At 51.3% G+C, this 23,249-nt stretch carries 22 protein-coding genes; 8 read left to right on the forward strand and 14 right to left on the reverse strand.

Annotated elements, in window-relative coordinates; translation table 11 throughout:
• Positions 1-2 precede the first annotated feature (2 nt).
• On the forward strand, positions 3-917 hold the full coding sequence (locus QFZ34_RS03635) for an SMP-30/gluconolactonase/LRE family protein (protein ID WP_307277080.1): 915 nt from the start codon (positions 3-5) through the stop codon (positions 915-917).
• A 174-nt stretch (positions 918-1,091) separates the two neighbouring features.
• Here the strand turns inward: QFZ34_RS03635 and QFZ34_RS03640 are convergent, their stop codons facing one another.
• Genes QFZ34_RS03640 through QFZ34_RS03650 form a run of 3 tightly spaced genes read right to left on the reverse strand, consistent with a single transcriptional unit; the run spans position 1,092 to position 2,705 of the window.
• Positions 1,092-1,925, reverse strand: a complete 834-nt coding sequence (locus QFZ34_RS03640) for an NHL repeat-containing protein (protein ID WP_307277082.1) — start codon at positions 1,923-1,925, stop codon at positions 1,092-1,094.
• Positions 1,922-2,341: a carboxymuconolactone decarboxylase family protein gene (locus QFZ34_RS03645; protein ID WP_115054918.1), complete on the reverse strand. Its 420-nt coding sequence runs from the start codon at positions 2,339-2,341 to the stop codon at positions 1,922-1,924. Before QFZ34_RS03645 ends, QFZ34_RS03640 begins: the two co-directional genes overlap by 4 nt.
• A complete protein-coding gene (locus QFZ34_RS03650) occupies positions 2,277-2,705 on the reverse strand; it encodes a MerR family transcriptional regulator (RefSeq protein WP_307277088.1) in 429 nt (142 codons plus the stop codon). Before QFZ34_RS03650 ends, QFZ34_RS03645 begins: the two co-directional genes overlap by 65 nt.
• Before the next feature lie 380 nt (positions 2,706-3,085).
• On the opposite strand from QFZ34_RS03650, the gene msuE reads away from it, so the two are divergent.
• The 3 genes from msuE to QFZ34_RS03665 all read left to right on the forward strand — a co-directional run bounded on the left by msuE (position 3,086) and on the right by QFZ34_RS03665 (position 5,432).
• On the forward strand, positions 3,086-3,652 hold the full coding sequence (gene msuE / locus QFZ34_RS03655) for an FMN reductase (RefSeq protein ID WP_307277091.1): 567 nt from the start codon (positions 3,086-3,088) through the stop codon (positions 3,650-3,652).
• Between the two features lie 235 nt (positions 3,653-3,887).
• Positions 3,888-4,244 carry a hypothetical protein gene (locus tag QFZ34_RS03660; protein WP_307277094.1) on the forward strand — a complete coding sequence of 119 codons (357 nt, stop codon included), beginning with the start codon at positions 3,888-3,890 and terminating at the stop codon, positions 4,242-4,244.
• A gap of 327 nt (positions 4,245-4,571) precedes the next feature.
• A complete protein-coding gene (locus QFZ34_RS03665; protein ID WP_307277096.1) occupies positions 4,572-5,432 on the forward strand; it encodes an NmrA family NAD(P)-binding protein in 861 nt (286 codons plus the stop codon).
• Here QFZ34_RS03665 and QFZ34_RS03670 read toward each other — a convergent pair.
• From QFZ34_RS03670 to QFZ34_RS03690, 5 genes are all read right to left on the reverse strand, one after another.
• Complete coding sequence (locus QFZ34_RS03670; protein ID WP_307277099.1) at positions 5,427-8,081, reverse strand: glycosyltransferase family 39 protein; 2,655 nt, start codon at positions 8,079-8,081, stop codon at positions 5,427-5,429. The two genes, QFZ34_RS03665 and QFZ34_RS03670, sit on opposite strands and share 6 nt — an antisense overlap.
• A gap of 439 nt (positions 8,082-8,520) precedes the next feature.
• The gene (locus QFZ34_RS03675) at positions 8,521-9,918 is read right to left on the reverse strand and encodes an ATP-binding protein (protein ID WP_307277103.1); all 1,398 of its coding nucleotides are present in this window, start codon (positions 9,916-9,918) and stop codon (positions 8,521-8,523) included.
• Positions 9,918-10,658: a response regulator gene (locus tag QFZ34_RS03680; protein WP_307277106.1), complete on the reverse strand. Its 741-nt coding sequence runs from the start codon at positions 10,656-10,658 to the stop codon at positions 9,918-9,920. The genes QFZ34_RS03675 and QFZ34_RS03680 overlap by 1 nt, the downstream gene beginning before the upstream one ends.
• A gap of 168 nt (positions 10,659-10,826) precedes the next feature.
• A complete protein-coding gene (locus QFZ34_RS03685; protein ID WP_307277108.1) occupies positions 10,827-11,669 on the reverse strand; it encodes a MipA/OmpV family protein in 843 nt (280 codons plus the stop codon).
• A 658-nt stretch (positions 11,670-12,327) separates the two neighbouring features.
• Positions 12,328-12,618, reverse strand: coding sequence for a DUF3175 domain-containing protein (locus QFZ34_RS03690; protein ID WP_307277112.1), 291 nt, complete (start codon positions 12,616-12,618; stop codon positions 12,328-12,330).
• Positions 12,619-12,834: 216 nt separating this feature from the next.
• Between QFZ34_RS03690 and QFZ34_RS03695 the strand changes: the two genes are divergently transcribed.
• The 3 genes from QFZ34_RS03695 (at position 12,835) to QFZ34_RS03705 (ending at position 15,365) form a co-directional block, all read left to right on the forward strand.
• Positions 12,835-13,485: a UdgX family uracil-DNA binding protein gene (locus tag QFZ34_RS03695; RefSeq protein ID WP_307277115.1), complete on the forward strand. Its 651-nt coding sequence runs from the start codon at positions 12,835-12,837 to the stop codon at positions 13,483-13,485.
• Between the two features lie 72 nt (positions 13,486-13,557).
• Positions 13,558-14,199, forward strand: coding sequence for a protein-L-isoaspartate(D-aspartate) O-methyltransferase (locus QFZ34_RS03700; protein WP_307277120.1), 642 nt, complete (start codon positions 13,558-13,560; stop codon positions 14,197-14,199).
• Positions 14,200-14,300: 101 nt separating this feature from the next.
• Positions 14,301-15,365 carry an ROK family protein gene (locus QFZ34_RS03705; protein ID WP_307277123.1) on the forward strand — a complete coding sequence of 355 codons (1,065 nt, stop codon included), beginning with the start codon at positions 14,301-14,303 and terminating at the stop codon, positions 15,363-15,365.
• A gap of 5 nt (positions 15,366-15,370) precedes the next feature.
• On the opposite strand, the gene QFZ34_RS03710 is transcribed toward QFZ34_RS03705, so the two are convergent.
• The 6 genes from QFZ34_RS03710 to QFZ34_RS03730 form a co-directional block, all read right to left on the reverse strand.
• Entirely contained in the window at positions 15,371-15,679 is a 309-nt protein-coding gene (locus tag QFZ34_RS03710; RefSeq protein WP_307277126.1) for a hypothetical protein, read from the reverse strand.
• Positions 15,680-15,782: 103 nt separating this feature from the next.
• Positions 15,783-16,436: a DUF6766 family protein gene (locus QFZ34_RS03715; RefSeq protein ID WP_307277129.1), complete on the reverse strand. Its 654-nt coding sequence runs from the start codon at positions 16,434-16,436 to the stop codon at positions 15,783-15,785.
• An 83-nt stretch (positions 16,437-16,519) separates the two neighbouring features.
• The gene (locus tag QFZ34_RS23295; RefSeq protein ID WP_370878678.1) at positions 16,520-16,927 is read right to left on the reverse strand and encodes a GFA family protein; all 408 of its coding nucleotides are present in this window, start codon (positions 16,925-16,927) and stop codon (positions 16,520-16,522) included.
• Between the two features lie 52 nt (positions 16,928-16,979).
• Positions 16,980-17,270: a DUF1236 domain-containing protein gene (locus QFZ34_RS03720; RefSeq protein ID WP_307277133.1), complete on the reverse strand. Its 291-nt coding sequence runs from the start codon at positions 17,268-17,270 to the stop codon at positions 16,980-16,982.
• Positions 17,271-17,390: 120 nt separating this feature from the next.
• Positions 17,391-18,308 (reverse strand): response regulator transcription factor, encoded by a 918-nt coding sequence (locus tag QFZ34_RS03725; RefSeq protein WP_307277136.1) that lies wholly within the window; start codon positions 18,306-18,308, stop codon positions 17,391-17,393.
• The gene (locus QFZ34_RS03730) at positions 18,301-21,684 is read right to left on the reverse strand and encodes a hybrid sensor histidine kinase/response regulator (RefSeq protein ID WP_307277139.1); all 3,384 of its coding nucleotides are present in this window, start codon (positions 21,682-21,684) and stop codon (positions 18,301-18,303) included. The genes QFZ34_RS03725 and QFZ34_RS03730 overlap by 8 nt, the downstream gene beginning before the upstream one ends.
• A 255-nt stretch (positions 21,685-21,939) precedes the next feature.
• On the opposite strand from QFZ34_RS03730, the gene urtA reads away from it, so the two are divergent.
• Positions 21,940-23,232: an urea ABC transporter substrate-binding protein gene (gene urtA, locus QFZ34_RS03735; RefSeq protein ID WP_307278912.1), complete on the forward strand. Its 1,293-nt coding sequence runs from the start codon at positions 21,940-21,942 to the stop codon at positions 23,230-23,232.
• Positions 23,233-23,249: the final 17 nt, after the last annotated feature.

Raw genomic sequence — 23,249 nt, forward strand, 5'->3', positions numbered from 1 at the left:
GAATGATCAATACAGCGCTTTATGAAGTCCATGATCAACGCTTTACCGGCCTCATTGTAGGTAGTGCGGTGCTTGAGGAACTGTACTCATCTTGCCGTTGGGCTGAAGGGCCAGTCTGGTTCAATGATAGCAACAGCCTTTTATGGAGCGACATCCCGAACCAACAAATGTTGCGGTGGATTCCTGACGGTGGCGTTTCGGTTTTCCGGTCACCGTCCAATTTTACCAATGGCAATACACGGGACCGGGAAGGCCGCCTCATATCGTGCGAGCACGGCACGCGCCGTGTCACGCGCACGGAAGTGAACGGAGCCATCACCGTTTTGGCCGACCGCTATCTCGGCAAGTGCCTTAATTCTCCCAATGATGTCGTTGTTCATTCGAATGGCTCTATATGGTTCAGCGACCCGACTTACGGAATACTCTCAGATTATGAGGGTTACAAATCTGAACCCGAACAATCGTCACGCAATGTTTATCGGCTCGATCCTGCGAGTGGTGACCTATCTGCCGTGGTGACAGATTTCCTCCAGCCTAACGGTCTTGTTTTTTCGCCCGACGAAAGCTTGCTCTATGTGGCGGATTCCGGTGCAAGCCATACAGATAGCGCCCCAAGGCATATCCGTGTCTTCGATGTTGTGGACGGGAAGACCTTGAGCAATGGTCGCGTCTTTGCTCATATCGATAATGGCATTCCCGATGGCATCCGCGTTGATTTGAATGGGAATCTTTGGTCAAGCGCTGCTGATGGTGTTCACTGCTTTAGTAGTGACGGGACGCTGCTCGGCAAAATAAAGGTCCCGCAAACAGTTGCAAACCTCACTTTCGGCGGGGCGAGGCGTAATCGTTTGTTTATAACTGCAACGCAGTCGCTCTACTCGATCTATGTGACAACGACGGGCGCGCAACAGCCATAGCACGATTGAAACTGAAGATATTCAAACGGCGCTCTGTGCCGGATTTCGTTACTCCAAATCAGCAGGAGCGGTGGATCAATTTTACCGACCAACCGCACCTGACGTATGGATTCCCACTTGCCGCGTAACTCCTATTACAGGAGTAACTATCGCCGGTAGATATAGAAAATTCTGCTATTGATTCAGAATGGGGATACGATAGATCGCTCCATCACCCCACGTGGCCGTGAGCAAGGATGTACCGTCAGGTGCCACGACCAACCCGACCGGACTTCTCAGTCCATCGGCAACGACGCGTAATTTCCCTTCGGGCGATATTTCCTGAATGGTTGTTCCTCCATAGTCGACCACAAAGACACGGCCGGTCTTCGTCATTGCGACGCCAGGGCCGGGTGCGCCCAAAGCCTTACCTGTTTGAATGCGGGAACCGTCCGGGCGCACGAGCGTGATGTCACCGTCGATGTTGGAAACAACATAGCCGCCGTCCGGTGTTTGAACCGCCCCCACCGGCGTTCGCAAGCCCTCGATGATGGGCTCCAGTCGACCGTCGTCATTCACCGCGAGTATTTGATTGGTACGGCGATTGGCAATTAGAAGCTGTCCTGATCTGTCGAAGCCGATTCCGGCTGGTGTCGCAAGGCCTGCTACATATGTGCTTCGTTCTCCCGCTGGCGTGAAACGATAGATCTCGTTGCCGGAATAGGATGCAACATAAATAAATCCGTCGGGTGCGATCGTCAGCCCGGATGGACCGGAAATTCCATCGGCGAAGATTGTACGATTGCCGGCCGGGTCGACCCGGGAGACGCGTCCTGCTCCCCATTCTGCCACGAACAGGTTTCCTGTATCATCAAAAGCCATGCCGACTGGCGAACTGAACCCTTTCCAGAGCTTCACAGGTGCAGCTTTGTTTGCATAGGCGGAAGTTGCCGTTATCTGCAAAAGCAAAACAACTATGGCGAGAGGTGCCAAATAGCCAATTACAGAAGGGCGAATGAGCTTCATCATGCCGTGCGCTCCTGCGTTTTGGGGAAGCGTCGGGCGAATACTTCCTTGGCGGCGAACAACCCGTTAAGTGCTGCCGGGAAACCGGCATAGACGGCCATTTGCATGATGATTTCGGTAATTTCATCTCGGCTCAGTCCGACATTTAATCCGGCCTCGATGTGAACCTTCAATTGTGGACTGGCATTGCCCAGCGCCGTTAACGCGCCAATGGTGGCAATTTCGCGAGCGCGCAGATCAAGGCCAGGGCGGCTATATATGTCCCCGAAAGGAAATTCGAGAATATAGCGAGCAAAATCGGGGGCTATATCCGCCAAGGCAGCGATGACATTGTTTCCGGCTTCACCGTCGATCTCAGCGAGTGCGCGCTGTCCGCGTTCCAGTCGGCTTTCGCCGGCGTTCTGGGAGTGCTGTATCATGTTCCTTCATCCTCTGTTCCTTGCCGGCATATCCGGCAATCTTGGTGTCAAGGATAAGAAGGCAGGCTTGGAGATCGGTAACGTGGGCGCGAACGAGATCGCGATGCTGTTCCAACAGCTTGCAACGCTCCGCTTCTGTTTCGACACCCCGCTCCCTCAAAGCTGCGTAATGCAGCATGTCCCGGATCGTCATTCCAGTCATTTTCAAGCGACCAAGAAACTGAATCCAGATTAGGATTGTTGCGTCGTAGTCTCGTTGCTTCGATTGGTCTCTATCCGCATACGGAAGCAGCCCAATCCGCTCATAGTAACGGATAGTGTGGGCCGATAGTCCCGAACGCTTCGCCAGTTCGCCAATCTTCATTATTACCTTCTTCACCACGACGCATTGGAGGGTAGGGGTTAGAGTATACTCTAAGTCAAGCGACGAAATGACGATTTTAAATATTGCGTTCAAACAATGATTCCAGCGCGATGTGAGCCTAGTCTCCGCCCCCGAGTCCGGGGTTTGTCTTTGCACCGGAGAGATATCTTTGGCTGAGAGCAGACCTGAGCGCGCCGGTCGTAGGCGTCGTCCCTTGAGGAGGGGCGACCACGCACATACTATCTTCCTGCAGCGATTGAGAAAGATTTACCAGTATCGGCGTTCAGTTCAGCCTCTACGTTCTTTTTAATCGCAATGCTTTTGGTAGTCTTGGAGTCATCAGCCATTCTTGCGGCGCGTACATATCAAGGATATCGCTCATGCCCAATCCAATTGTTGTTGGTCTCTCCGGCAACTTCAACCGCCCTTCCAAAACAAGATTGCTCGTCACAAACACCGTCAATCGGATCAGTCGGCAATATGGCCTGGCGGCTGAGATTTACGACCTGATCGACCTGGGAGACTCTCTTGGGTCCGCCCGCCATGTCAGCGAGCTCAGTTCTGAAGCCGGAAAAATTCTCGACAGAATTATAGCGGCTGATATCCTTGTGGTAGGCACACCGACCTATAAGGGCAGCTATGCCGGGCTCTTTAAACATTTCGTCGATTTACTCGAGCCGCTTGCCCTGAAAGGCAAGCCAGTAGTGCTTACGGCTACTGGTGGTAGCGATCGGCATGCGCTAATCGTCGAACACCAGCTGCGACCCTTGTTTGGTTTCTTTATGGCTCATACGCTTCCGACTGGCGTCTTTGCTGTCGATCGCGACTTCCTCAATCATGAGATCATTTCAGAGCATATCCACGCGCGGATCGACCAAGCGGTTGAAGAAGCACGGCCATTTATCGGCCAGTCAGTCGCCGTAAGAACTCTCAGTGCGACGGGGTAGTTCTGAGCTTTCCCGTTTGAATGGAACACTGCATGACGATCGTCGATCAATGGCCTGTTCGAGTGCGATCAGTGCGCTTTCATTTTGGATGTAACCCATGTAGTTTTTCAATCATTTACGGCAGATAACGCGATCAAGTGGGCCCAGTCGATTGAAATCGCACTTTCACAAGCAGATAAAACCCAACGAAGCATTTACCCGCAAAGCAATTGCATCGGATTGCTCGTGGTTAAATATGCCAGAAATAGCCAGCGCTCCGGCCAACCCGGAACTGTATGCAAGGGCTTATTTGTCTGACCCCGTATTCTGGTGGTGGTCAACGAACAGCTATACAGTGGAAGAATGCGGGACCGTACTAAAACGCGTCCTGAGTTTGATTGATCAAGCCCGGCTGCCGGACCATGAACAAGCGCTCGCTCAACTGGGTGTTGGACCGCTGGAAAGTATGATGTCAGAATCCTTGCTTGATATTCTGGAATGCTGGGTGCCATTCAAAGAACCAATGCGTTATGCGCTCAACAGTGTGCGTTTTGAAACCCAACCACTCGCCGTGCAACTGCGGTTTGAGACATTGATGGACCGCTCGCGATAAACCTCGAATGATCCATGACGCGTGTTCGGTAGTGGCGGCAGGTGATGCTCCTGCGATCATCTTGGATGCCCGATTGTATGTTGCAAGCGTCTCGAACAAACCTTTAGACATTATAGTCCTTCCCGTGTCCCATTTGTTTGATGATAGTTGAAACAGGTATGCGCGCAAGCAGTGCCTGAATCCCGCAAAAGCACGGCCGTACGTAAGCCAATTCGAACAATCTCCCTAGATCAGCGTTGGAACAAAGAGAACCAAACTCGGACGATGGCCGAGTTGTGAGCAACTGAGAGTGAGCGTGACGGCTTTATAAGAAGTAGGAGAGGTCAAATGTACGTTATCATGGGTGGTACTGGCCATGTCGGTTCTGCCACAGCAACTGAACTATTGAATTTAGGTCACGCCGTAACAATCGTCACTCGAAATGCCGATCAGGCCGCAGGATGGCGCGCGAGAGGAGCCGACCTTGTTGAGGCGGATGTCGAAGACGTAGCATCGTTGCGAGCAGCATTCCGCCGCGGTAAACGAGCGTTTTTACTCAATCCGCCAGCCGATACGGCACGAGATACGGACGTCATCGAACGACGTACGGTGGCCAATATTCTTGCCGCGCTTGATGGCGCGGGATTGGAGAAGGTGGTTGCAGAATCTACGGGCGGCGCACAACCTGGCTATCGCATTGGCGATCTCAATGTGCTTTGGGAGCTCGAAGAAGGATTGCGTCACCAACCTATCCCCGCGGCGATCAATCGCGCTGCATACTACATGAGTAATTGGGACGGGTTGCTGGATAGTGTGCGGACAAGTGGAACGCTTCCCATCCTGTTTCCCCCCCATACAATGATTCCCGTGGTTGCTCCGAGCGATTTGGGCAAAGTAGCCGCGCAAAGACTTCTTTCCGGCGTCGATGACGTTGATGTTCGTTATATTGAGGGGCCAAAACGTTATTCGCCTGAAAACCTAGCAGAAGCGTTTGCGAATGCGCTGGGTCGGCCTGTTGAACTCGCAATCATACCGCGAAAGGATTGGAAGCAGTCTTTTCTGGAGCTGGGCTTTTCTGACCGTGCCGCAGAATCCTACACGCGTATGACAGAATTGAGCATTGATAAAGGCTTTGATATGCCGGATGATTCGTGGCGCGGTCAAACATCGTTGGAAACCTACATTCGCAGCCGTGTAGAAGTGTTATGACTGAACGACACGATAGGCTCGTGAACGGGCCGAACGGCCATTACATTTTGTGATCGGGGGGCAATCGCGCAACGCATAACCTACCCTGTAATAAAAGCTGCCAACAGAAACACCCTGTTTGACTAGATTTTGTTGCTGGATTTCAGTCAGTTTGTAAAATCGCTTGCTCAGAGAATCTTGCTCCAGTTCATGCCGTTTCAAGCTGATGAGGATCGCATTATTTCCCTGGAAATCTTTCGGCCGAAACCAATAATTGTACATCAGGCTATTTTTACCCAGGACGCCGCTGCCAACCGAACTTTTTATCGGGTCTTTTGACAGGCGATTATAGAAGGCGAGTTGGCTGGCAAGAAAGTATCTGTCCATGCCAATAAGGAGCACGGGTTTGCCGCTCTGATATTCAACCGCGTTTTGAATCAGTCCAACTTCATGCCCCAACTCCTGCCACGCTACGGGAAGGGTACGAATTGTCCCGATGGAATGGGTCATGGGCAATCCGATAGCCAGGTAATGCAGGCCCAACCCATAGATGACGAATGTCGAAGCTACCGTGGGAGCCCACAATCGCCGTAGCGTCACTGCAAACCGAGATCCGTCAGTAGATGGTTTGACGATTGCAGCAGAGATTGCCGGCACGATCGCGAGCCAGACTGGCCCTGTCCAGTTTAACTTGACGCTGTGGAAGAGGCTGAATGCAATGAAGACTGAAAGCGGAACCAGCGTATATGCTAAAACGAAGAAAGACCTGCGGATACTTATCAAACCCTTGCTTTTAAATCGAAATTCAAGATTTATGAGCGTGGAAATTGTCGCAACCAGCCCGAACGGAGTGAGCAGGATTGCGACGCTGCCTATCAAGGCGGGAAATGAAAAATTATACGGGCTCCCCAGCCGCCGCGTGCTCTGGAAAGCGAAGGAAACCCATTCATTTGTCGCGTTCCAAATGATCACGGGTGAGAAGAGTAGCACAGCAATAGCTGCCGCGATGTAGGGCTCTGGTCGTCGCATCCAATGCCGAGAGACAACGTCCAGGCACAGGAAGGCGAGGGTGGCAGGTCCGAGCAGAACAATCGTGTATTTGGAGAGCATTCCAAGACCAACACAGGCACCTACGCCAAACCATGCGCCACGTTTGTTACCCAAAAAAGATCGCTCCAAGAAATAAAGCGCTCCAGCCCAGGCGGCCGTAAGAGGTGCGTCGGGCATCATCATCATGCCGGTTGAAAAGAAAAACGGTAGCGTTGATATGAGAAGTAAGCTGACGAGCGCGGCAGATTTTCCAAACAGATTTCGTGTCAATAGAAAGACAAAGGTAGCTGTTGCGATCCACGCAACATAAGCGCCGATGCGTACACCAAATTCGGTGTTGCCAAATAGACTCGTGCCCAACCAGATCAACCAGGCGACCATTGGAGGGTGATCGAGATATCCAATATCTAGGTGTTGCGCATAATTCCAATAATAAGCTTCTTCCGGGATGAGATCCACAACTCCGAGGAACGTCAGTCGAAGCATAAGGGCGTATCCCGCAATGCCGATGGCGGCTACGCGCCATGAGATATCCGGCGCCAAACTGGATGTAGGGGATGGGTAAACAAAGAAAGCATTGCCGAGATAATTTACGATTGCAGCAACTCCGATAGCGAGGATTAAACCGGCTAAAGGAGGCCAATCGAGGAGGTGAACGGTGCAGGCGATGATGCCGCCTCGTAGCGAGAAAGCCAGCAGGCAGATAGCCGCGAACCGGGCAAGGCGCGTCCAATCCTGCTTCGTGCTTTGAGAAAAGGCCCAACGGGAATTGAGATTATAATTGATAATTGCAGCGGCAGCGAAACTGATCGCGTGAGATTGGCCAAGACTAAAGCCGTAGGCAATCAAAACTTGGAACAACACGATATCCGCTGCGAACCCGATCAGCCCTACGCCTGCAAAACGCCCGGCGGTGCCAAATGAAATATTGCCACCGCCCAAGACCAGCAGACGGCGCATGTAGCTGATCAAATGCTTAAGGCCGATCTTTGATTGCCCTAAAGCTCTGTCATGGAAAATAATAGGTATCTCGCTGACGCGGAAAGTATGCCCGCCAGCTGCAATGACTTCCAGTCCGATTTTGAAACCCGTAGCGTCAGGATCTACCGCTAAAAGATGTTCCTTTCGAACCGCGAAAAATCCGGACATTGGATCGCTTAATTCGGTAATCGGCCAAGCTAATGCGCCGCCAAGACGTGATAAAAGCCGACGTGATCCAGGCCAGCCCGGTGTTGCTCCCCCGGACATATAACGGCTGCCGACAACCATATCGCTCGTGCCTGCTATAATTGGGCCGATCATATTGGCAATCTGATCTGGCGGGTGGCTCAGATCAGCATCCATTACCACAATAATGCTACCATTGGCCCCTCGTGACGCTGCCAATACATCCCCCGCCAATCCTCGCATGCCATCTCCGCAGATGAGCCTGACCGGAGAGTCAAGTTCCCAAGCGCGAACGCGCTCCAATGTCCCGTCTGTTGAACCGCCATCGGCGACAAGAATTTCATATATTGTATCAGCGGTAGGCTGGGAGGTAATCGACGACAATAACACGTCAATATTGTCGACTTCATTGAGTGTAGGGATGATAATGGAGACAGGTTGAATATACTTCATATTGTTTGGACTCAGTAAAGGACAGCAGAAATGCTTCGTTGGTCTTCGATTCCATCACGGGAGCGATGCGAAGCTTGGCGATGAAAATGATTTGACGCGGCGCGCTATTGCGATCCGAGCAGCGTCGCTGGATCTGCGCGACATCGAAATTGCCGTGTGAAGCGCTGATATCTGCTGCGAAGGGGCTGTCTGGGATTTGTCATTTTTACTCACCATTTTTAGTCGCCACAGGGTGGCCTTTTGATGAGTATCCGGCTGGAAGCAGGCTTCTTTCGCGAGATTTTATTTAGATATATTTCATGATGTAGGGATTTGTTTCGGCCGGCAGACAGGTTTTATAGCCGAACAGTAATTTCGTAGTCGCCAATCAGGAGGCGCCGAAAACAATTGTGTGATACCAAGATTATTTTAGCAGCAAGTAGGAGCAAGTTGCTGGAAGCTACGAGAAGCTTGTGTCTGATACTGTCTGATACATCGCACGCAGGCGACGTTGTTTTGAATCAAAAACATGATTCTTTTCAAGTTTTCCCGGATCACATGGCAGACTTATGTGAGCGACCAAGCCAGACGTACTCTTATTCTTCAGAAGAATGGAACCGCCATGACCTTTGACAATATCCTGCACAATTGAAAGGCCGAGACCAAACCCACTCGTAGAACGAGCGGGACTGACTTTGAAGAATGGTTCGAACACTGTGGTTTGAAGCTCCACCGGTAGCCCAGGACCATCATCCGAAACCTCAATTGCCAAGGCACCATCTCCTGATGACACAAGTGACACAACAACATGCGTGCCAAACTTGGTCCCATTGTCTACCAGGTTGGTAATGGCGCGGCTTAAGGCGCGAGGCTTGCAGAGATAGGCCAGACGGTCTGGGCCTGAATAGCTTACATTGAAGCCCACATCTGCGAAATCAGAACAGACGGTACTGAGAAGGCTGGGCAAGTCTGAGCGCAACGGCGCTTCGGAAGATACTTCCTTGCTCAGATAGGTGAGGGTTTCCCTCATCATCCCATTGATCGTGGCGATATCACTTAACATCAATTCGCGTAAAGCACTGTCTTTTGAGCGCTCGACGCGGAGCCGCAAGCGAGTGAGCGGCGTCCTGAGATCATGCCCGATGGCGCGCAGCATCCGGGTTCGGTCATTCATCATGCTGCGCAACCGGCTACGCATGTCATTCAGAGCACGGGCCAGTGCAACAACTTCTTGTGCACCGCGCTCTTCGAAAGGTCGATCAGGACCCTCTTCTGCGCTTAATACCAAAGCGGCTGCGGAAAAACGCGACAAGGGAGCGACGATCATACATCCGGCATAAAAAGCCAGAAGGATTACCGGCACCACAATTGCCAAAACTTTCAAAACAGAATTGAAACGCGTTTCCAGCGACCAGAATTCTTTTGGTTCCGGGCGGATTGCAAAGGCTAAGGATTCAGTGGGAGTTATTTTGACCAGCAGGACATTGTCCACGTCTGCCGATCCCAGCGCCGTGGGGAACTTGCCTGTCAGCGCGTCGCGGACTCGCGTGCCAAGACCGGTTGTCTGATCCATGTTCGAGGCTGCTTTTTCAAACTCAGCATTGCCAACTTTTTCGACTGGTATGTCGCTGTTGGCTGTCACCTGCAAAACTATATTGCGGTTCTCGGGAGTTTTTGCTGCCAGAAACTGATTTACCACAGTTTCGATTCTGATAGCGGTTGAACGGTGATAGGGCACTGAATCATCAAACACGAGAGGCTCTGTCACGACACCCATCGCGCAAGCAATCAAAATAGGTGCAATTGCTAGCGCGATAATCTGTCCGCGAATGGTATCGAGATTGGACGATTGCAGCATTACACACGCTCCACTTTCGGCGTGAAAAGATAACCGGCGAGCCGGACCGTTTTGATGAGACTAGGCTCTCGAACATTTGGCTCTATTTTTTGCCTCACCCTGCTGACATGAACGTCGATACTGCGCTCGACAGGGCCTGCTGCACCGGCATGCGTCAAACTCAAGAGTTGTTCGCGGGTAAGCACCTTGCCGGGATTCCGGCAAAATGCGAGCAGCACGTCAAATTCTGCCGTTGTCATTGAGATGTGGACCCCATTGGGATCACGTACCCGCCGCAATATCGGGTCAATCCGCCATCCTTCAAATTGCAAGGGGTCCTGTGTTTGGGGGCTGGCAGAAGTGTACGACGAGCGTCGAAGCAGGCTTTTAATCCGCGCCAGAAGTTCGCGCGAGTTGAATGGTTTGGTAATATAGTCGTCAGCGCCCAATTCAAGGCCAACGATACGATCAATATCATCACTGAGGGCCGTTAGCATTATGATGGGAGTTGTCGCCTGTGCACGCAGTCTGCGACAAATACTGAAACCGTCCTCACCGGGGAGCATGACATCCAGAATAATAAGATCGAATGATTGCTCGCGAAGCAAAACTTCCATTTCCACCGCAGAACCCGTGGCAACAGCGTTAAAGCCATTGTCCAGCAAGGTTTCTATGACCATGTTCGCGATCTCGGGGTCATCTTCCACGAGAAGCACTCTTGCAGACTGATCCAAGACTGTCACACGCATGTGAATATTCATTCCCCAGCCCCCAAAACCATAATTCGGTGTGAGGGTAAATAATGTCCCATGAATGGCGTTATGGTGTCATTCGGAGCCACATTTGGTTGCGTTGAAAATTAGGATGGAAATCATGTCGAGCGGCGAACTTCGCAAACCGTAACATTGAATAATTTTGTCACCCCCGGGCTAGAATTTATAGCCAAGCATCAGCATCGCTGACGGTTGAAATGCATCTTGTACGATTGGACTGTCTGCCGCGTCACCGACCAGATAACCCACACCTATCTGTCCTTGGATGAGCCAACTTTTCTCCGTGACATAAGTAACGGAAGCTTCAAGGTCGACACGTTTGAAACCTGCGCCTGCATCATATGCGGCAAGACCCGATCGGGCTGACTGCGCTGAGGTCACCCCGAAGTATGATTCCATATGATTGGCATCAGCCCAGGTTGCTGAGGCGCCAGCGGAGAAAAGGAATTGCCTGTAGGAGTGCGAGACACTTGCGCCGACTGTTCCTACCAGACCCTCGCTCCCTCCGATTGTTTTATCGAAAGACGTAAACAGTTCGACCGGTCCTAGCTCGTACGCTAACTTCCCGCCAATTACGGCTCCGGCATCAACGTCGCCCAACCCTTTCAGATGATCGCTGTCATCTTCCTGTCGGCCTGCCTCATATCCGACCTTTGCCGCGAAACTAAAGTTTTGATGACGGTAAACATCGATGGAAATTCCGCGGGGATCGACGGTCACATGCTCGCCAAAAGTTGCTGAAAACATTGGAAAGGGCTGAACTTCAAATTCATCCGATCCTTCAAATTTCGGCGCATAGATACCACCTGCGCCGATTACAACGTTCCATTTGTTAAGGCGATCCTTGACTTTCTCGAAGCGACTTGGATTGATACGTTCCGGGCTCACTTCGTCGAAGGTTTCGGCTGCTGCCTGCAACGGACACAAGCTGATAATACCCATCACGGCGACCGAGAGTGTCAGTCGAATGTCAGAATAAACTTCTTTGGTGATTGGCATACAAAACTGCTCCTGAGATTTCAGAGGGGTATTGCCCAACTCGCGGCCGTCTGCCCTCATTCATCAGGAATACCCCATTTGGTATTTTCAGGGATTTTGTAATGTTAAGAAATGTTGCGCAAATATGGGCTTCATGTGGCAACTTTGGTAGCTCTTGAAGCCATTCTGCTAAAAAAGCGACGGTTGCACAGACGGTAAAATGCCGTGCAACGGTCGCCTGATCAGGCCGGACATTGCAAAAACTTGGTAGCCATCGCAATGGCCGGTTATCTTACTGTGAGAGCCCAGACCTATCGTGATCCATACTGCCTGACTTGCACTGATAATATCCCGATGCGCATGATTTAGCGGCGGGATCGAGATTGACCTTCCTGGGCGTCCAGGAATTGTAACTTCCGCATCCGCTGGCGACCAACGCACCTAAAATCGCTGCGGCTGTAATTAGTTTTCTCATAATTATCTCCCAATCGGCCCGCTGCCGCGATCCCGCATAACAATAGATTTGTTTGTAGTCGAGTCCGGACTTCAAGGTTGGAAGGCAAGTCTGAACCTCTCAGGCTCCTGGGAGGCAAACTTGTCAGTGGGATTTTGGCCAAAACTGTCAGGTAGCGAGCACCAAATGTCTTCCAGGTGATGCTCCAACGTGTGGGGGCACTCCTTATGCATCGGCTCGATTAAATTCCTTCCGAAGCTCATGCTTTGCAGCTTCGAGTACGTGCTTCTGCTTTTCCGGGAGATTTTTGCCTGCCCGATTGATGTAAAATGTCAGCATCGACATCGCTGATCGATAGGGAGACGATTTGCGGCGATCAGATTTTTCTGCCGATAGTTTAAGCGAATATGCAATTTCTTTCGGATCGTCGGATCGAAATATATCTTGTTTAAGATCCAGAGCATCGCTGTGTTCAGTGACATCCTGGGACCACTTTTTCTTTGAGCTGTCTGGCATTTTTTCACCTGCATGACGTTGAACGAATTGGGAATCCAGCATGTGTTTCAGTAGTAACCCGCGCATAGCACAAGTGTTCCCGCTTACCGTTCGCAGGAGCTATCGGAGCTCATGACTGCATGTGGCTGTGAAAGGCAGTAGCGAAGAACGAGGGTTGGAACATATTAGTGGCCGAAGTGGTTAATCAAGCATGGTGAAAACGTAAGCAGATTTGCGATGTCTATACCACTCACCCGTAAGCCCAAACGACCGCCTGCATTTCAAGAAGAACATGCAGAAAGCTCTTCAATCTCAAGTTTGCATGACGATGCAAAAAACTGTGAACGATGCGATCTGTATAAAGACGCCACACAAATCGTATTCGGAGAAGGTCGAGAAAATGCAAAGGTTGTTCTAGTTGGTGAGCAACCTGGCGATCGTGAAGATCTCATGGGAAGACCATTTGTCGGCCCCGCTGGAAGGCTTCTTGACCAATGCCTGCACGAAGCGGACATCGATCGGTCGGCCTGCTACGTGACGAATGCGGTCAAACATTTTAAGTTCGAACAACGCGGCAGGCGCCGCTTGCATGCACGTCCGAATGCCGGTGAGATCAAGCAATGTGCCTGGTGGTTAGGCGGCGAGCTCGCATTGCTTAAGCCCAGACTGGTTGTCGCGCTTGGTGCTACCGCCTTATATTCCTTGATGGGACGGTCGGTTCAACTGACTAAAGAACGAGGCAGGATCCATACTGCGACGGATGGAACGCCTGTCTTGGTGACAATCCATCCTTCTTATTTGCTGCGCATCCGGGACCGGGTCGACAAGGAACAGCAAAGGCATAGTTTTATTAAAGACCTTCAGAGGATTGTTCAGTTCCTTAATTAAACAAGCGGAGGTTGATCACGGAACCGGGTCCCGCTTGAACCATTGGAAGAACGGAAACCCGGTGAGGCAGTCATGTTTGATTTTGTACGTGCCCGGAAGCGGATGGTCGATGTGGATATCACCGGCCGAGGTATAAGTTCACATCATGTGTTGCAGGCCATGCAAAAAGTCCCACGCGAGCAGTTCGTCGATGCTTGGCTTAAGGAAAGCGCCTATGAAGATAGGCCGTTGCCGATCGCGGAGGGGCAAACGATCTCGCAGCCATATATTGTTGCTGTGATGCTTGAGGCCGCCGACATCAAGCCGGAAAGCCGCGTGCTCGAAATTGGCGCGGGCTCAGGATATGCAGCCGCAGTTATGAGTAGAATTGCAGAACAGGTCTACACAATAGAACGGCATGCGGTGCTGGGAGAGTCAGCCCGAAAACGCTTCGAAAAACTTGACTATGACAATATTCAGCTCAGAATTGATGATGGGACAAAAGGGTGGCCAGAAGCTGGGCCGTTCGATGCAATAATTGTTGCAGCCAGTGGACAGAGTGCGCCACAAGCCTTGAAAGAACAATTGAAGATAGGCGGCAGACTCATCATCCCGCTCGGTGACGAATTTCAGTCTCAAGAACTTGTTAGGATGATCCGTATCAACAAAGTTCGATTCGACGAAGAGTCTCTTGGGGCCGTCAGGTTTGTGCCGCTGTTGGGGAAGCGGGGATAGCCCGAATTAGAAATACCGGAAATTCTGAATCGAACGCGTCGCGGGAACTTGTTACAACCGGTCAACGTTCACGTATCAATTCCATTGTATGTGAGCGCCGAATGTCGAAACCTGACCACAATACCCTTAAGCAATCCCACATGCCCTTCAAACATGGTGCGAGTATATTACCCTCAGTAAAAATCGACAGCTACAATCTCCGCATCCGCGATAAAGACGGATTTATTGGCGACAAGGCAAACAAGGCGGCGTTCCTGGAGAAAGTTGATTACTGGCGCAAACAGGTTGACAGTCATGCTGCCGCAAAGCGGCTCAAAATGAAGGACATCTCCAAAACCGATATCGACAAGATACTCGGCGGTGACGACAAATTAGCTCAGGCGATCATCTGGTTGGCCATTCATGATTTTGCAACCGACTTGTCCGACGTAATCAACCGGTTTCTCAAGGAGAAAAAATGGGAAAAAACCGAACGGATTGCCGTGGGAGGTGGTCTTAGCGAAAGTGCAGCCGGACAATTTGCAATTGCCGAGGCGATGGTGCGACTGAATTCCCTTGGTAAAAAAATCGAATTGAGACCGATCGAACATTTGCCTGACGAGGCGGGCCTGATTGGTGCCGTCCATCTTGTGCCTGCGTGGGTGCTGAAAGGCCACGATGCCATGGTTGGTGTCGACATAGGAGGCACAAATATCAGGGCAGGCATAATTACATGGGAGACGCGAAAAAAAAGCCCGGATATCTCGAACGCAAAGGTTTGGAAGATGGACCTCTGGCGCCATGGCGAAGAAGATCCATCACGTGGCAAAGCACTGAAGCGGTTAATTAAAATGATTAAGGTGTTGCTGGAGAGCGCTGAAAAAGAAAAGATAATTGTCGCTCCTATTGTTGGGATTGCTTGCCCGGGGCTCATTGAGAGCGATGGGTCAATCGCCGCGGGCGGTCAAAATCTGCCGGGTAACTGGGAGGGAGAATCTTTCAATCTGGCGCGGGAAATTGCCAGTTCGATCCCAGAAATCCAGGGCAAGGACACGTTTGTTGTAATCCATAATGATGCAGTCGTTCAGGGGCTTTCCCAGATACCGTCCATGAAGGATGTCCGCCATTGGGGAATCCTGACAATTGGAACCGGGCTTGGCAATGCAAAATTCACGCACAACCCATGAGGAATTCAAGTTCTGTTTGCCTGCAGAAGCTTGGCTTGGATCTCATGCCCAAGGGAGTGCTCTTCGGAAGATAAGGCTGCCGGCGTAGCAGCGAGATGCCAACCTAATGCCAGGTCTACCACCATCGCCATGCTCTCGAGATTGGAGCGACTGAGTGTGATGGGGCTCTCAGCAGTTATTTCACCGATTATGGGCTGCAGTTTAAGCGCTCGAATATGTTGAGGGTCGTCGCTATCGGCGAGCCGATGTGCTGCTTCCGCATATAATCTTTTGAGCAAGACGCACTGTGCTTGGTCCAAATTCAATACAGGCATGAAGTCCTCCACTTCATCCAACGAACAAGACAATCTAATGTTCCATACTCGTTGTCGCTGGCTGGCGTAGGTCCTTTCCCGCAGTTGCCATGTCTGAAAGCCATCATGCTCCTGTTTCAGTATCACTTGCAGAAACCGGTTTGGATTCGGGCGATCCTTTGAAGCGGAGATAGATCGAGAGCACGACCAACATTGCTGTTGAAAAGAACTCGGACTGCCAGTTTTGAAAGGATTCAAACCAGAACTGTGAGCTGACGAGATGCTCGATCAACGTCCGGGCCGGTCCATCATGCATGGCAGCTTGGGAATTATGCGATGCATGACTGGCGACAAGATGCCCAATAAATGATGTAACAAACAAAAAGAACAACGCAAGTCCAAGGGAGTAACGATAAATCCAACGTAAAATGTAAGACTGCCGCATCCAGGCCGGATAGGTATCGCGGCTGGAGGTATCCGAAGCCGCATCTTCGGCTGAATCCGGATCGAGCGATTCAGCCGATCCTTTTTGGAACAGCAACGCTGTCAGCGTGACGTAGAAACACATTTGCAGCCATTCGCTTTCCCAGTTTTCAAATAAAGCCGAAAGAAAGGACTCGTCCTTCAGGTAAGCGAGAAGTGACATTGACGGCAGTCCATGACTAGCCAGTTCTGCATTCTCCTGGTGCCAACCCGATATCCACATTCCCAGCATGCTGCCCAGGAAAGCCACTATAAGAACGATGGTCAGGCCATTGTTCTTGAAGAATTTTTTCATTCGAATACTCCCGATGAGTTGGAAGGTATGTCAATGTGAAACAAATCTGCGGCTGTGTGGTTCCGCGCGGAACTAATCGGAAGCTACCAATTTTCCGTAGCTGGATGATTTGGTATTGTTGCGCCACATGTCACCCACGGTAGTCTGGCCTGGTTATTATAATTATATGCGGGAACTGCGAGTTCTGGTTCATCCAGAGTCCCTCCATATAGAGCAACTTCATCGGACTTATCGTAGATCAGTATCAGAGGCGTGCCGCAGGAAAAACAAAAGCCTCTCGTTGCCAAAGGGGAAGACCGGCGCTGTTTGGGTTGCGCTGACACCCAATGGAGATTGTCTGCTTTAACCCAACTGAGAACAGCAAACGCACTTCCGGTTGCACGACGGCACATGTCGCAATGACATAAGTGGGTCCGTTCGATTGCAGCAACGCGATACCGAACTCTCCCGCAGAGACACCCGCCGTGTAAATTTCCCGCCTGGCCGGTCATATGCCTATCCCATCAAGAGGCGCCCATGCTGTGGCAAGGGCGCCTCTGATTTTTACTGCGACATGTACACAACTTTGCGATCTTTGGTCGATACGATTATGGGCCGTTTATCGACATATACGTAACTATAGTCCGGGGCATCCGGAATGGGTACAAGCTCAACATCCTCTGGAACAGCCGTGCCCATAGTCAGGTCTTCTTCAACCACGATGGGGTCGGTCGGATGTGCGATCACATAATCACGCGCAGTCTGGGGCACTTCCACAATAACCGTGTCTTGCGCAAATAGCGGACTGGTACTCAACAACAGGGCAGAAATCGTTACTATAATTGTGCGTTTCATGGTCTTCCTCCTTTTGCTCTCCCTTCGAATTGGAAAACAACCCACATGCGGGAAGGTTCCACCTGTCGGAACATGGCGGGAGGTTGATGTCGTACCGCTATGAGGGTTCGGTAAGAGCCGTTAGGTGCTGTGCAATATTCTGGCGGCTTTGACGGCAGCGGTGGCACGGTTTTCGACGCCCATCTTGATATAGACTTGTTCAAGGTGTTTGTTGACAGTCCTGGCGCTCAATCCGAGAATATCACCAATGTCTCGGTTTGATTTGCCCTTTGCGATCCATAAAAGAACCTCAGCTTCCCGTGCAGTCAATCCGAAGTGCTGGCGCAGCAGTTCATCTGGGCTGGCCTGATTGGCGAGGGTTAGCCGGAACAAATATTCATCTGAGGTGAGGGCACCAAGATAGCTTAGCTGCAGTCCCCCTTGCTCTCCGGGGATTGTAATGGGGTTGGCGTCTTTGTGACTTTGTTGCCGGGTCAGCCATGCCGCGACGCTTACCGAAAGTGCCTTATAGCCCGCTTGTGTGCTGCCCATGGTCAGCTCGATCAGGTGGTTTGCCTGCGGGGTGGACCAGCGCAGTTGGCCATCTTTTCCAATTGCAAGAAGGTGGCGACCAGCGGCATCCAGCGCTATGCGCGCATTTTGGGCGGCGCGAGCATTGGCAAGGTGAACTCTGATTCTTGCCTGTAGTTCATCAATATTGATCGGCTTTGTCAGATAGTCCACGCCACCGGACTCAAGTGCATGGACGATGTGCTGGGTCTCTGAAAGACCTGTCATGAAAATAACCGGCACCTGGGTAACCGAAGCTGTGGTTTTGATTCGTGTGCAGGTTTCAAACCCGTCCATCTCCGGCATTATCGCATCCATCAAGATGATATCGGGTGTTATACGTTCGACAACATTGAGTGCGGCGTGGCCCGACGTTGCAATCAAAACAGAAAAACCCGATTGCTCCAGCGCGTCCGTCAGAAACCCAAGGGTTTGCGGCGAGTCGTCGACAATCAGGACAATATCGCGCGGATTGGTTGGCTCACTCACCTCTGATCGCCTCTTCCTGATTTTCGAATGTGCGAAGGAAACGGTCATATCCTGCCAGATCGAACATCTGAACGAATTGCCCCAGGGCCTCAGTAAACGCCCGGTTGTCTTCGATTTTCGCCAACTCGGCAATCTTTGTCTCAATGCCGCGGATGTACCCAATCTCGCCAAGATTGATCAATTCACGTACATGCGTTTCACCGGGACTGACCAGTTTACGCGGTATGAGAGATGGGGGCGATGTCGCATCAGCATAAACCCACTCCAGGCCCAGAAGCTGTGCGATCTTGTTTTGAAGCTGCCGAAGGTCAAAAGGTTTTGCGAGTGTGTCATTGTGGCCAGTTGGCCCGCCTGTGGGCGCTGCATCGCCTATATTGGCTGAAAGCATAATAATAGGCGAAAGCTCGCCAGCTTCGCGCAGTCGTCTTACCAATTGCCAACCATCCATTTGCGGCATGGAAATATCAATCAGGAACAGGTCAGGGACGACCCCCTCGATAAGCGTAAGGCATTCTGGTCCGCTGGCAGCAGTTAACACGATGAAATCGAGAGGAACGAGTATCTCTCGCACCAATTCACGATGATCTTCATTATCGTCGACAACAACGATAGTGCGACGCTGCCCGGTGTAGCTCCGAATTTTTCGTGGCAAGGGCTGCTGTTGATGCGGGTGTGTTATGGCAGAAAGCATCAGCCTGATCCTGAATGTAGATCCTTGCCCATACGTGCTGGAAACCAAAATCTCGCCGCCCAACGTTTCGGTTAATAGACGGGTGATTGTGAGGCCAAGGCCGAGGCCCGGCATTGGTTGAATGTTCTCGGCCTCTCCTCGCTGAAAAGGCTCGAAGATACGTGGAAGATCTGAGTCTGAAATTCCTCGACCGGTATCCAAAATCGTAAATGTTGCGACCTGACTGCGGTAGGTCACATCGAATAGAACACTTCCGCTTGTCGTGAATTTGATCGCATTGGACAAGAGATTAACGAGGATTTGCCGAAGACGCTTTTCGTCCGTCCGGACATAGGTCGGCAAATTGCTTGAACGTTTATGCTTGAAGATCAGTTGCTTGGCATCAGCCTGTGGTTGAAACATCTGCACGATCTGATCCAGAAAGTCGCTAAGATTGATCTCATTGGAAAAGACCTGCAACCGGCCGGCTTCGATGCGTGAGATGTCGAGCAGTCCGTCAATAAGCCCTGACAAATGATCTGCGCTTCGCTTGATGACGCGAATTGCCGACTGGCGTGGAGCAGGGATTGTTTCGTCTCGTTCCAGTATTTGTGCGTAGCCAAGCACGGCGTTCAACGGGGTGCGCAGTTCGTGACTCAGACCGATCACGTACCTGCTTTTAGCGCGATTGGCGGCCTCGGCCGCGTCCTTTGCGTCCTGAAGAGCGGCGTCCGTTTTCTTATGAGCGGCTATTTCCTTTAACAAAAGGGTGTTCTGGCGCGAAGATTCTTCCTCGGCAACAACACGGCTGTCATGTGCCAGCACATAGAACCAACAGGCTATTCCCGTTACCACTGCGAATACAAAAAATACGATCAACAGCGTCCGGTCTACAACGCCCGATGTTTCAGCTGGCCCTCCCGCCTGATGGGCTATCATGGTGAGAATTATACCGATTGCCGTCAGGGCGATGATGACAGAAGTTCCATACCGCCCCAGTCGCGATGCAAGTGCCTGGATGATGCGTTGCGGCAAAAAAGAGCGAGCCACGATAGCGACCTGTGCGTTGAAATTTGCGTTAGGTTTGCACATGTCATGGCAGCGACTGTCGAGTGAGCAGCAAAGCGAGCAGATCGGAGCGCTGTAGGCGGGACACCAAGCCATGTCCTCGGGTTCAAAATCGTGCTCGCAAATCGAACATTTGAGTGTCTGCAGCGTTTTCCAAGCCCGCCGAGGTTTCCGCACAAGATAGTATTTCCCCTTGGTTTGCCAAGCGATCAGTGGCGAGACGATGAAAGCTACAATAAGCGCTATGAAGGGCGCGAGCGCTGAGGCCATTTCACCGAAAAAACCGAAATGCGCGATCAGCGATATCATTGTCGCCGCAGCCATCGTTCCGAGGCCCACCGGGTTAATGTCGTAAAGATGGGCACGCTTGAATTCTATGCCAGGCGGGGCCAGTCCGAGTCGTTTATTGACAAAAAGGTCAGCAGATATGGCGCAAAGCCAAGCCATGGCAATAAGCGAAAAAATACCTAAAGTCTCTTCAAGCAATCTATAGATGCCAAGTTCCATCAGCAAAAGCGCAATTGCAACATTGAACAGCAGCCAAACCACGCGACCGGGGTGACTATGCGTAAGCCGGGAAAAGAAGTTCGACCAGGCCAATGAACCCGCATAGGCATTCATCACGTTGATTTTAAGCTGCGATACCACAACAAAACCAACCATCAGCATCAACGCCAAAGTTTCGGAGTGCGTGACATAACCGAATGCAGTCAGATACATTTGTGAAGGGTCTGACGCGCGATCAACTGGCACGCCGCTGCTTAGTGTGAGAACCACGAGAAACGAGCCGGCGAGAAGTTTCGGGGCACCGACTAGGACCCAGCCGGGGCCGGCAAGAAATACTGCAATGCGATGTCGCAGTTTTCGCTGCCCTTTGGGCGGCAGAAAGCGCAGGAAGTCAACTTGCTCGCCGATTTGAGCCATCAGGGCCAAGATTACTGCACTGGCTGCACCGAACTGAGCCAACACAAAAGGGGCGCTTGTTCCAGGGACAGCAACCGGCGCATCGACACCTGAAAAAGCCCGCCAAAGATCAAATTTTTCCCAATCCACGAAGGCAATTACGACGAAAGGGAGGATGTTCAATATGATCCAGAAAGGTTGTGTAATCAGCTGAAACTTGCTGATCATCCGAACGCCATAGGTAACCAGAGGAACCACAACCACGGCGCTGATAATATACCCAATCCACAATGGAATTCCGAAAGCCAACTCCAGAGCACCGGACATGATCGACGCTTCGATAGCAAAAAGCAGGAATGTGAACGTTGCATATATCAGAGAGGTGATTGTTGACCCGATGTAACCAAAGCTTGCCCCGCGGGTCAGAAGGTCAATATCAACACCGTGGCGGATGGCATAACGGCTTATTGGCAGCCCAACACAAAGCATAACGAGGCAGGCAACAGCAATCGCAGCTACAGCATTGGTCGTGCCGTAGGATAACGTGACGGCGCCGCCGATAGCCTCCAACGCCAGAAATGAAATTGCGCCAATTGCGGTTTGGGCAATGCGTTGCGATGAATAACGGCGAGCGCTCTTCGCAGTAAAGCGAAGGGCGTAATCTTCCAAGGTCTGATCCGCTACCCAGCGATTATAGTCGCGTCTGATAGGAACGATGCGTTGGCGCGCAACCATTCGCCCTGTTTTCCCCGTGCAATGGTCCGACGTGTAAATCCTAGCGCCGACCGGATGGTGTTTTTCTTACTTAAACACCGGATGCGATACGGAAGAAAGCACTGATCTGCCAACTTAGGTCATCGTCTCTACGTCGTTTAACGTATGTGGGATCGTTGTTGGCTAGCGGATAGTCCCTAAACGCAGCGGATTTGTTCTGCCGCACCTGGATAACAAGGCGCAATCAGCGTCGTTCAAAACAGTGGGGACATAATGATGAATATTAAAGCACACGTTAAAGGCGCTCTGTTAGCCGCCATGCTTTCTGCAACAGCGCTTCAGGGCGCGTTTGCCGCAGAAGATACGATCAAAGTCGGCATACTTCATTCCCTCTCGGGAACGATGGCCATCTCTGAAACCACGCTTAAGGACGCCATGTTGATGCTCATTGATGAGCAAAACAAAAAAGGCGGGATTCTTGGCAAGAAAATTGAGGCTGTTGTTGTTGATCCGGCTTCAGATTGGCCGCTTTTTGCTGAGAAAGCCCGCGACCTCATCGAAAAGGACAAGGTTGCTGCCGTCTTCGGCTGCTGGACTTCCGTATCACGCAAATCGGTGTTGCCGGTTTTCAAAGAGTTGGACAATTTGCTCTTCTATCCTGTCCAGTATGAAGGTGAAGAGAGCGAGCGCAATGTGTTTTATACTGGCGCAGCACCCAACCAGCAGGCAATTCCTGCTGTCGACTATCTTGCTGAAAATGAAGGTGTCGAACGCTGGGTCCTTGCTGGCACCGATTATGTCTACCCGCGCACAACCAACAAGATACTCGAGGCCTATTTGAAGGCCAAGGGTGTTGCGGCTGAAGACATCATGGTGAGCTACACGCCTTTCGGACATAAAGACTGGCAGACCATCGTTTCAGACATTAAGAAGTTTGGTTCCGCGGGTAAGAAGACGGCCGTTGTCTCAACCATCAACGGCGACGCAAACGTTCCGTTTTATAAAGAGCTCGGTAATCAAGGCATCAAGGCTGAAGATATTCCGGTTGTAGCATTTTCTGTCGGCGAGGAAGAGCTTGCCGGACTTGATACGACACCGCTCGTCGGTCACTTGGCGGCCTGGAACTACTTCCAATCGGTCAACACACCGGCCAACGCCGAATTCATCAAGACTTGGAAAGCCTATACCAAGGACGACAAGCGCGTAACAAACGATCCAATGGAGGCCCATTATATTGGTTTCAATATGTGGGTGAAAGCTGTCGAAGCCGCCGGAACCACAGATCCCGATAAGGTCATTGATTCCATTGTCGGCGTGTCGGTGCCCAATCTCTCCGGCGGCTACTCAACGATGATGCCAAACCATCACATCACAAAGCCTGTCCTCATTGGCGAAATTCAATCGGACGGCCAGTTTGAAACCGTGTTCGAAACACCCGGATTGCTGGTAGGGGATGAATGGTCCGACTATCTGCCGGATTCCAAAGATCTTATCTCTGATTGGCGCAAGCCAATGTCATGCGGCAATTTTAATGTCGCAACCGGCAAATGTGGCGGCAAAGGCTCCTAATGATTGAATTGAGTCAC

Source organism: Phyllobacterium ifriqiyense (assembly GCF_030817885.1).
Classification (GTDB): Bacteria; Pseudomonadota; Alphaproteobacteria; order Rhizobiales; family Rhizobiaceae; genus Phyllobacterium; species Phyllobacterium ifriqiyense.

Excerpts from the sequence above, each read along its gene's own strand:
- QFZ34_RS03645 (WP_115054918.1), bottom strand. The coding sequence starts at position 2,341 with ATGATACAGCACTCCCAGAACGCCGGCGAAAGCCGACTGGAACGCGGA.
- QFZ34_RS03730 (WP_307277139.1), bottom strand. The coding sequence starts at position 21,684 with ATGGTTGCGCGCCAACGCATCGTTCCTATCAGACGCGACTATAATCGC.
- QFZ34_RS03675 (WP_307277103.1), bottom strand. The coding sequence starts at position 9,918 with ATGCTGCAATCGTCCAATCTCGATACCATTCGCGGACAGATTATCGCG.
- QFZ34_RS03690 (WP_307277112.1), bottom strand. The coding sequence starts at position 12,618 with ATGCCAGACAGCTCAAAGAAAAAGTGGTCCCAGGATGTCACTGAACAC.
- urtA (WP_307278912.1), top strand. The coding sequence starts at position 21,940 with ATGAATATTAAAGCACACGTTAAAGGCGCTCTGTTAGCCGCCATGCTT.
- QFZ34_RS03710 (WP_307277126.1), bottom strand. The coding sequence starts at position 15,679 with ATGCCTGTATTGAATTTGGACCAAGCACAGTGCGTCTTGCTCAAAAGA.
- QFZ34_RS03650 (WP_307277088.1), bottom strand. The coding sequence starts at position 2,705 with ATGAAGATTGGCGAACTGGCGAAGCGTTCGGGACTATCGGCCCACACT.
- QFZ34_RS03715 (WP_307277129.1), bottom strand. The coding sequence starts at position 16,436 with ATGAAAAAATTCTTCAAGAACAATGGCCTGACCATCGTTCTTATAGTG.
- QFZ34_RS03640 (WP_307277082.1), bottom strand. The coding sequence starts at position 1,925 with ATGATGAAGCTCATTCGCCCTTCTGTAATTGGCTATTTGGCACCTCTC.
- QFZ34_RS03685 (WP_307277108.1), bottom strand. The coding sequence starts at position 11,669 with ATGCCAATCACCAAAGAAGTTTATTCTGACATTCGACTGACACTCTCG.
- QFZ34_RS03670 (WP_307277099.1), bottom strand. The coding sequence starts at position 8,081 with ATGAAGTATATTCAACCTGTCTCCATTATCATCCCTACACTCAATGAA.
- QFZ34_RS03700 (WP_307277120.1), top strand. The coding sequence starts at position 13,558 with ATGTTTGATTTTGTACGTGCCCGGAAGCGGATGGTCGATGTGGATATC.
- QFZ34_RS03635 (WP_307277080.1), top strand. The coding sequence starts at position 3 with ATGATCAATACAGCGCTTTATGAAGTCCATGATCAACGCTTTACCGGC.
- QFZ34_RS03705 (WP_307277123.1), top strand. The coding sequence starts at position 14,301 with ATGTCGAAACCTGACCACAATACCCTTAAGCAATCCCACATGCCCTTC.
- QFZ34_RS03665 (WP_307277096.1), top strand. The coding sequence starts at position 4,572 with ATGTACGTTATCATGGGTGGTACTGGCCATGTCGGTTCTGCCACAGCA.
- QFZ34_RS03720 (WP_307277133.1), bottom strand. The coding sequence starts at position 17,270 with ATGAAACGCACAATTATAGTAACGATTTCTGCCCTGTTGTTGAGTACC.
- QFZ34_RS03660 (WP_307277094.1), top strand. The coding sequence starts at position 3,888 with ATGCCAGAAATAGCCAGCGCTCCGGCCAACCCGGAACTGTATGCAAGG.
- QFZ34_RS03680 (WP_307277106.1), bottom strand. The coding sequence starts at position 10,658 with ATGAATATTCACATGCGTGTGACAGTCTTGGATCAGTCTGCAAGAGTG.
- msuE (WP_307277091.1), top strand. The coding sequence starts at position 3,086 with ATGCCCAATCCAATTGTTGTTGGTCTCTCCGGCAACTTCAACCGCCCT.
- QFZ34_RS23295 (WP_370878678.1), bottom strand. The coding sequence starts at position 16,927 with ATGACCGGCCAGGCGGGAAATTTACACGGCGGGTGTCTCTGCGGGAGA.
- QFZ34_RS03695 (WP_307277115.1), top strand. The coding sequence starts at position 12,835 with ATGTCTATACCACTCACCCGTAAGCCCAAACGACCGCCTGCATTTCAA.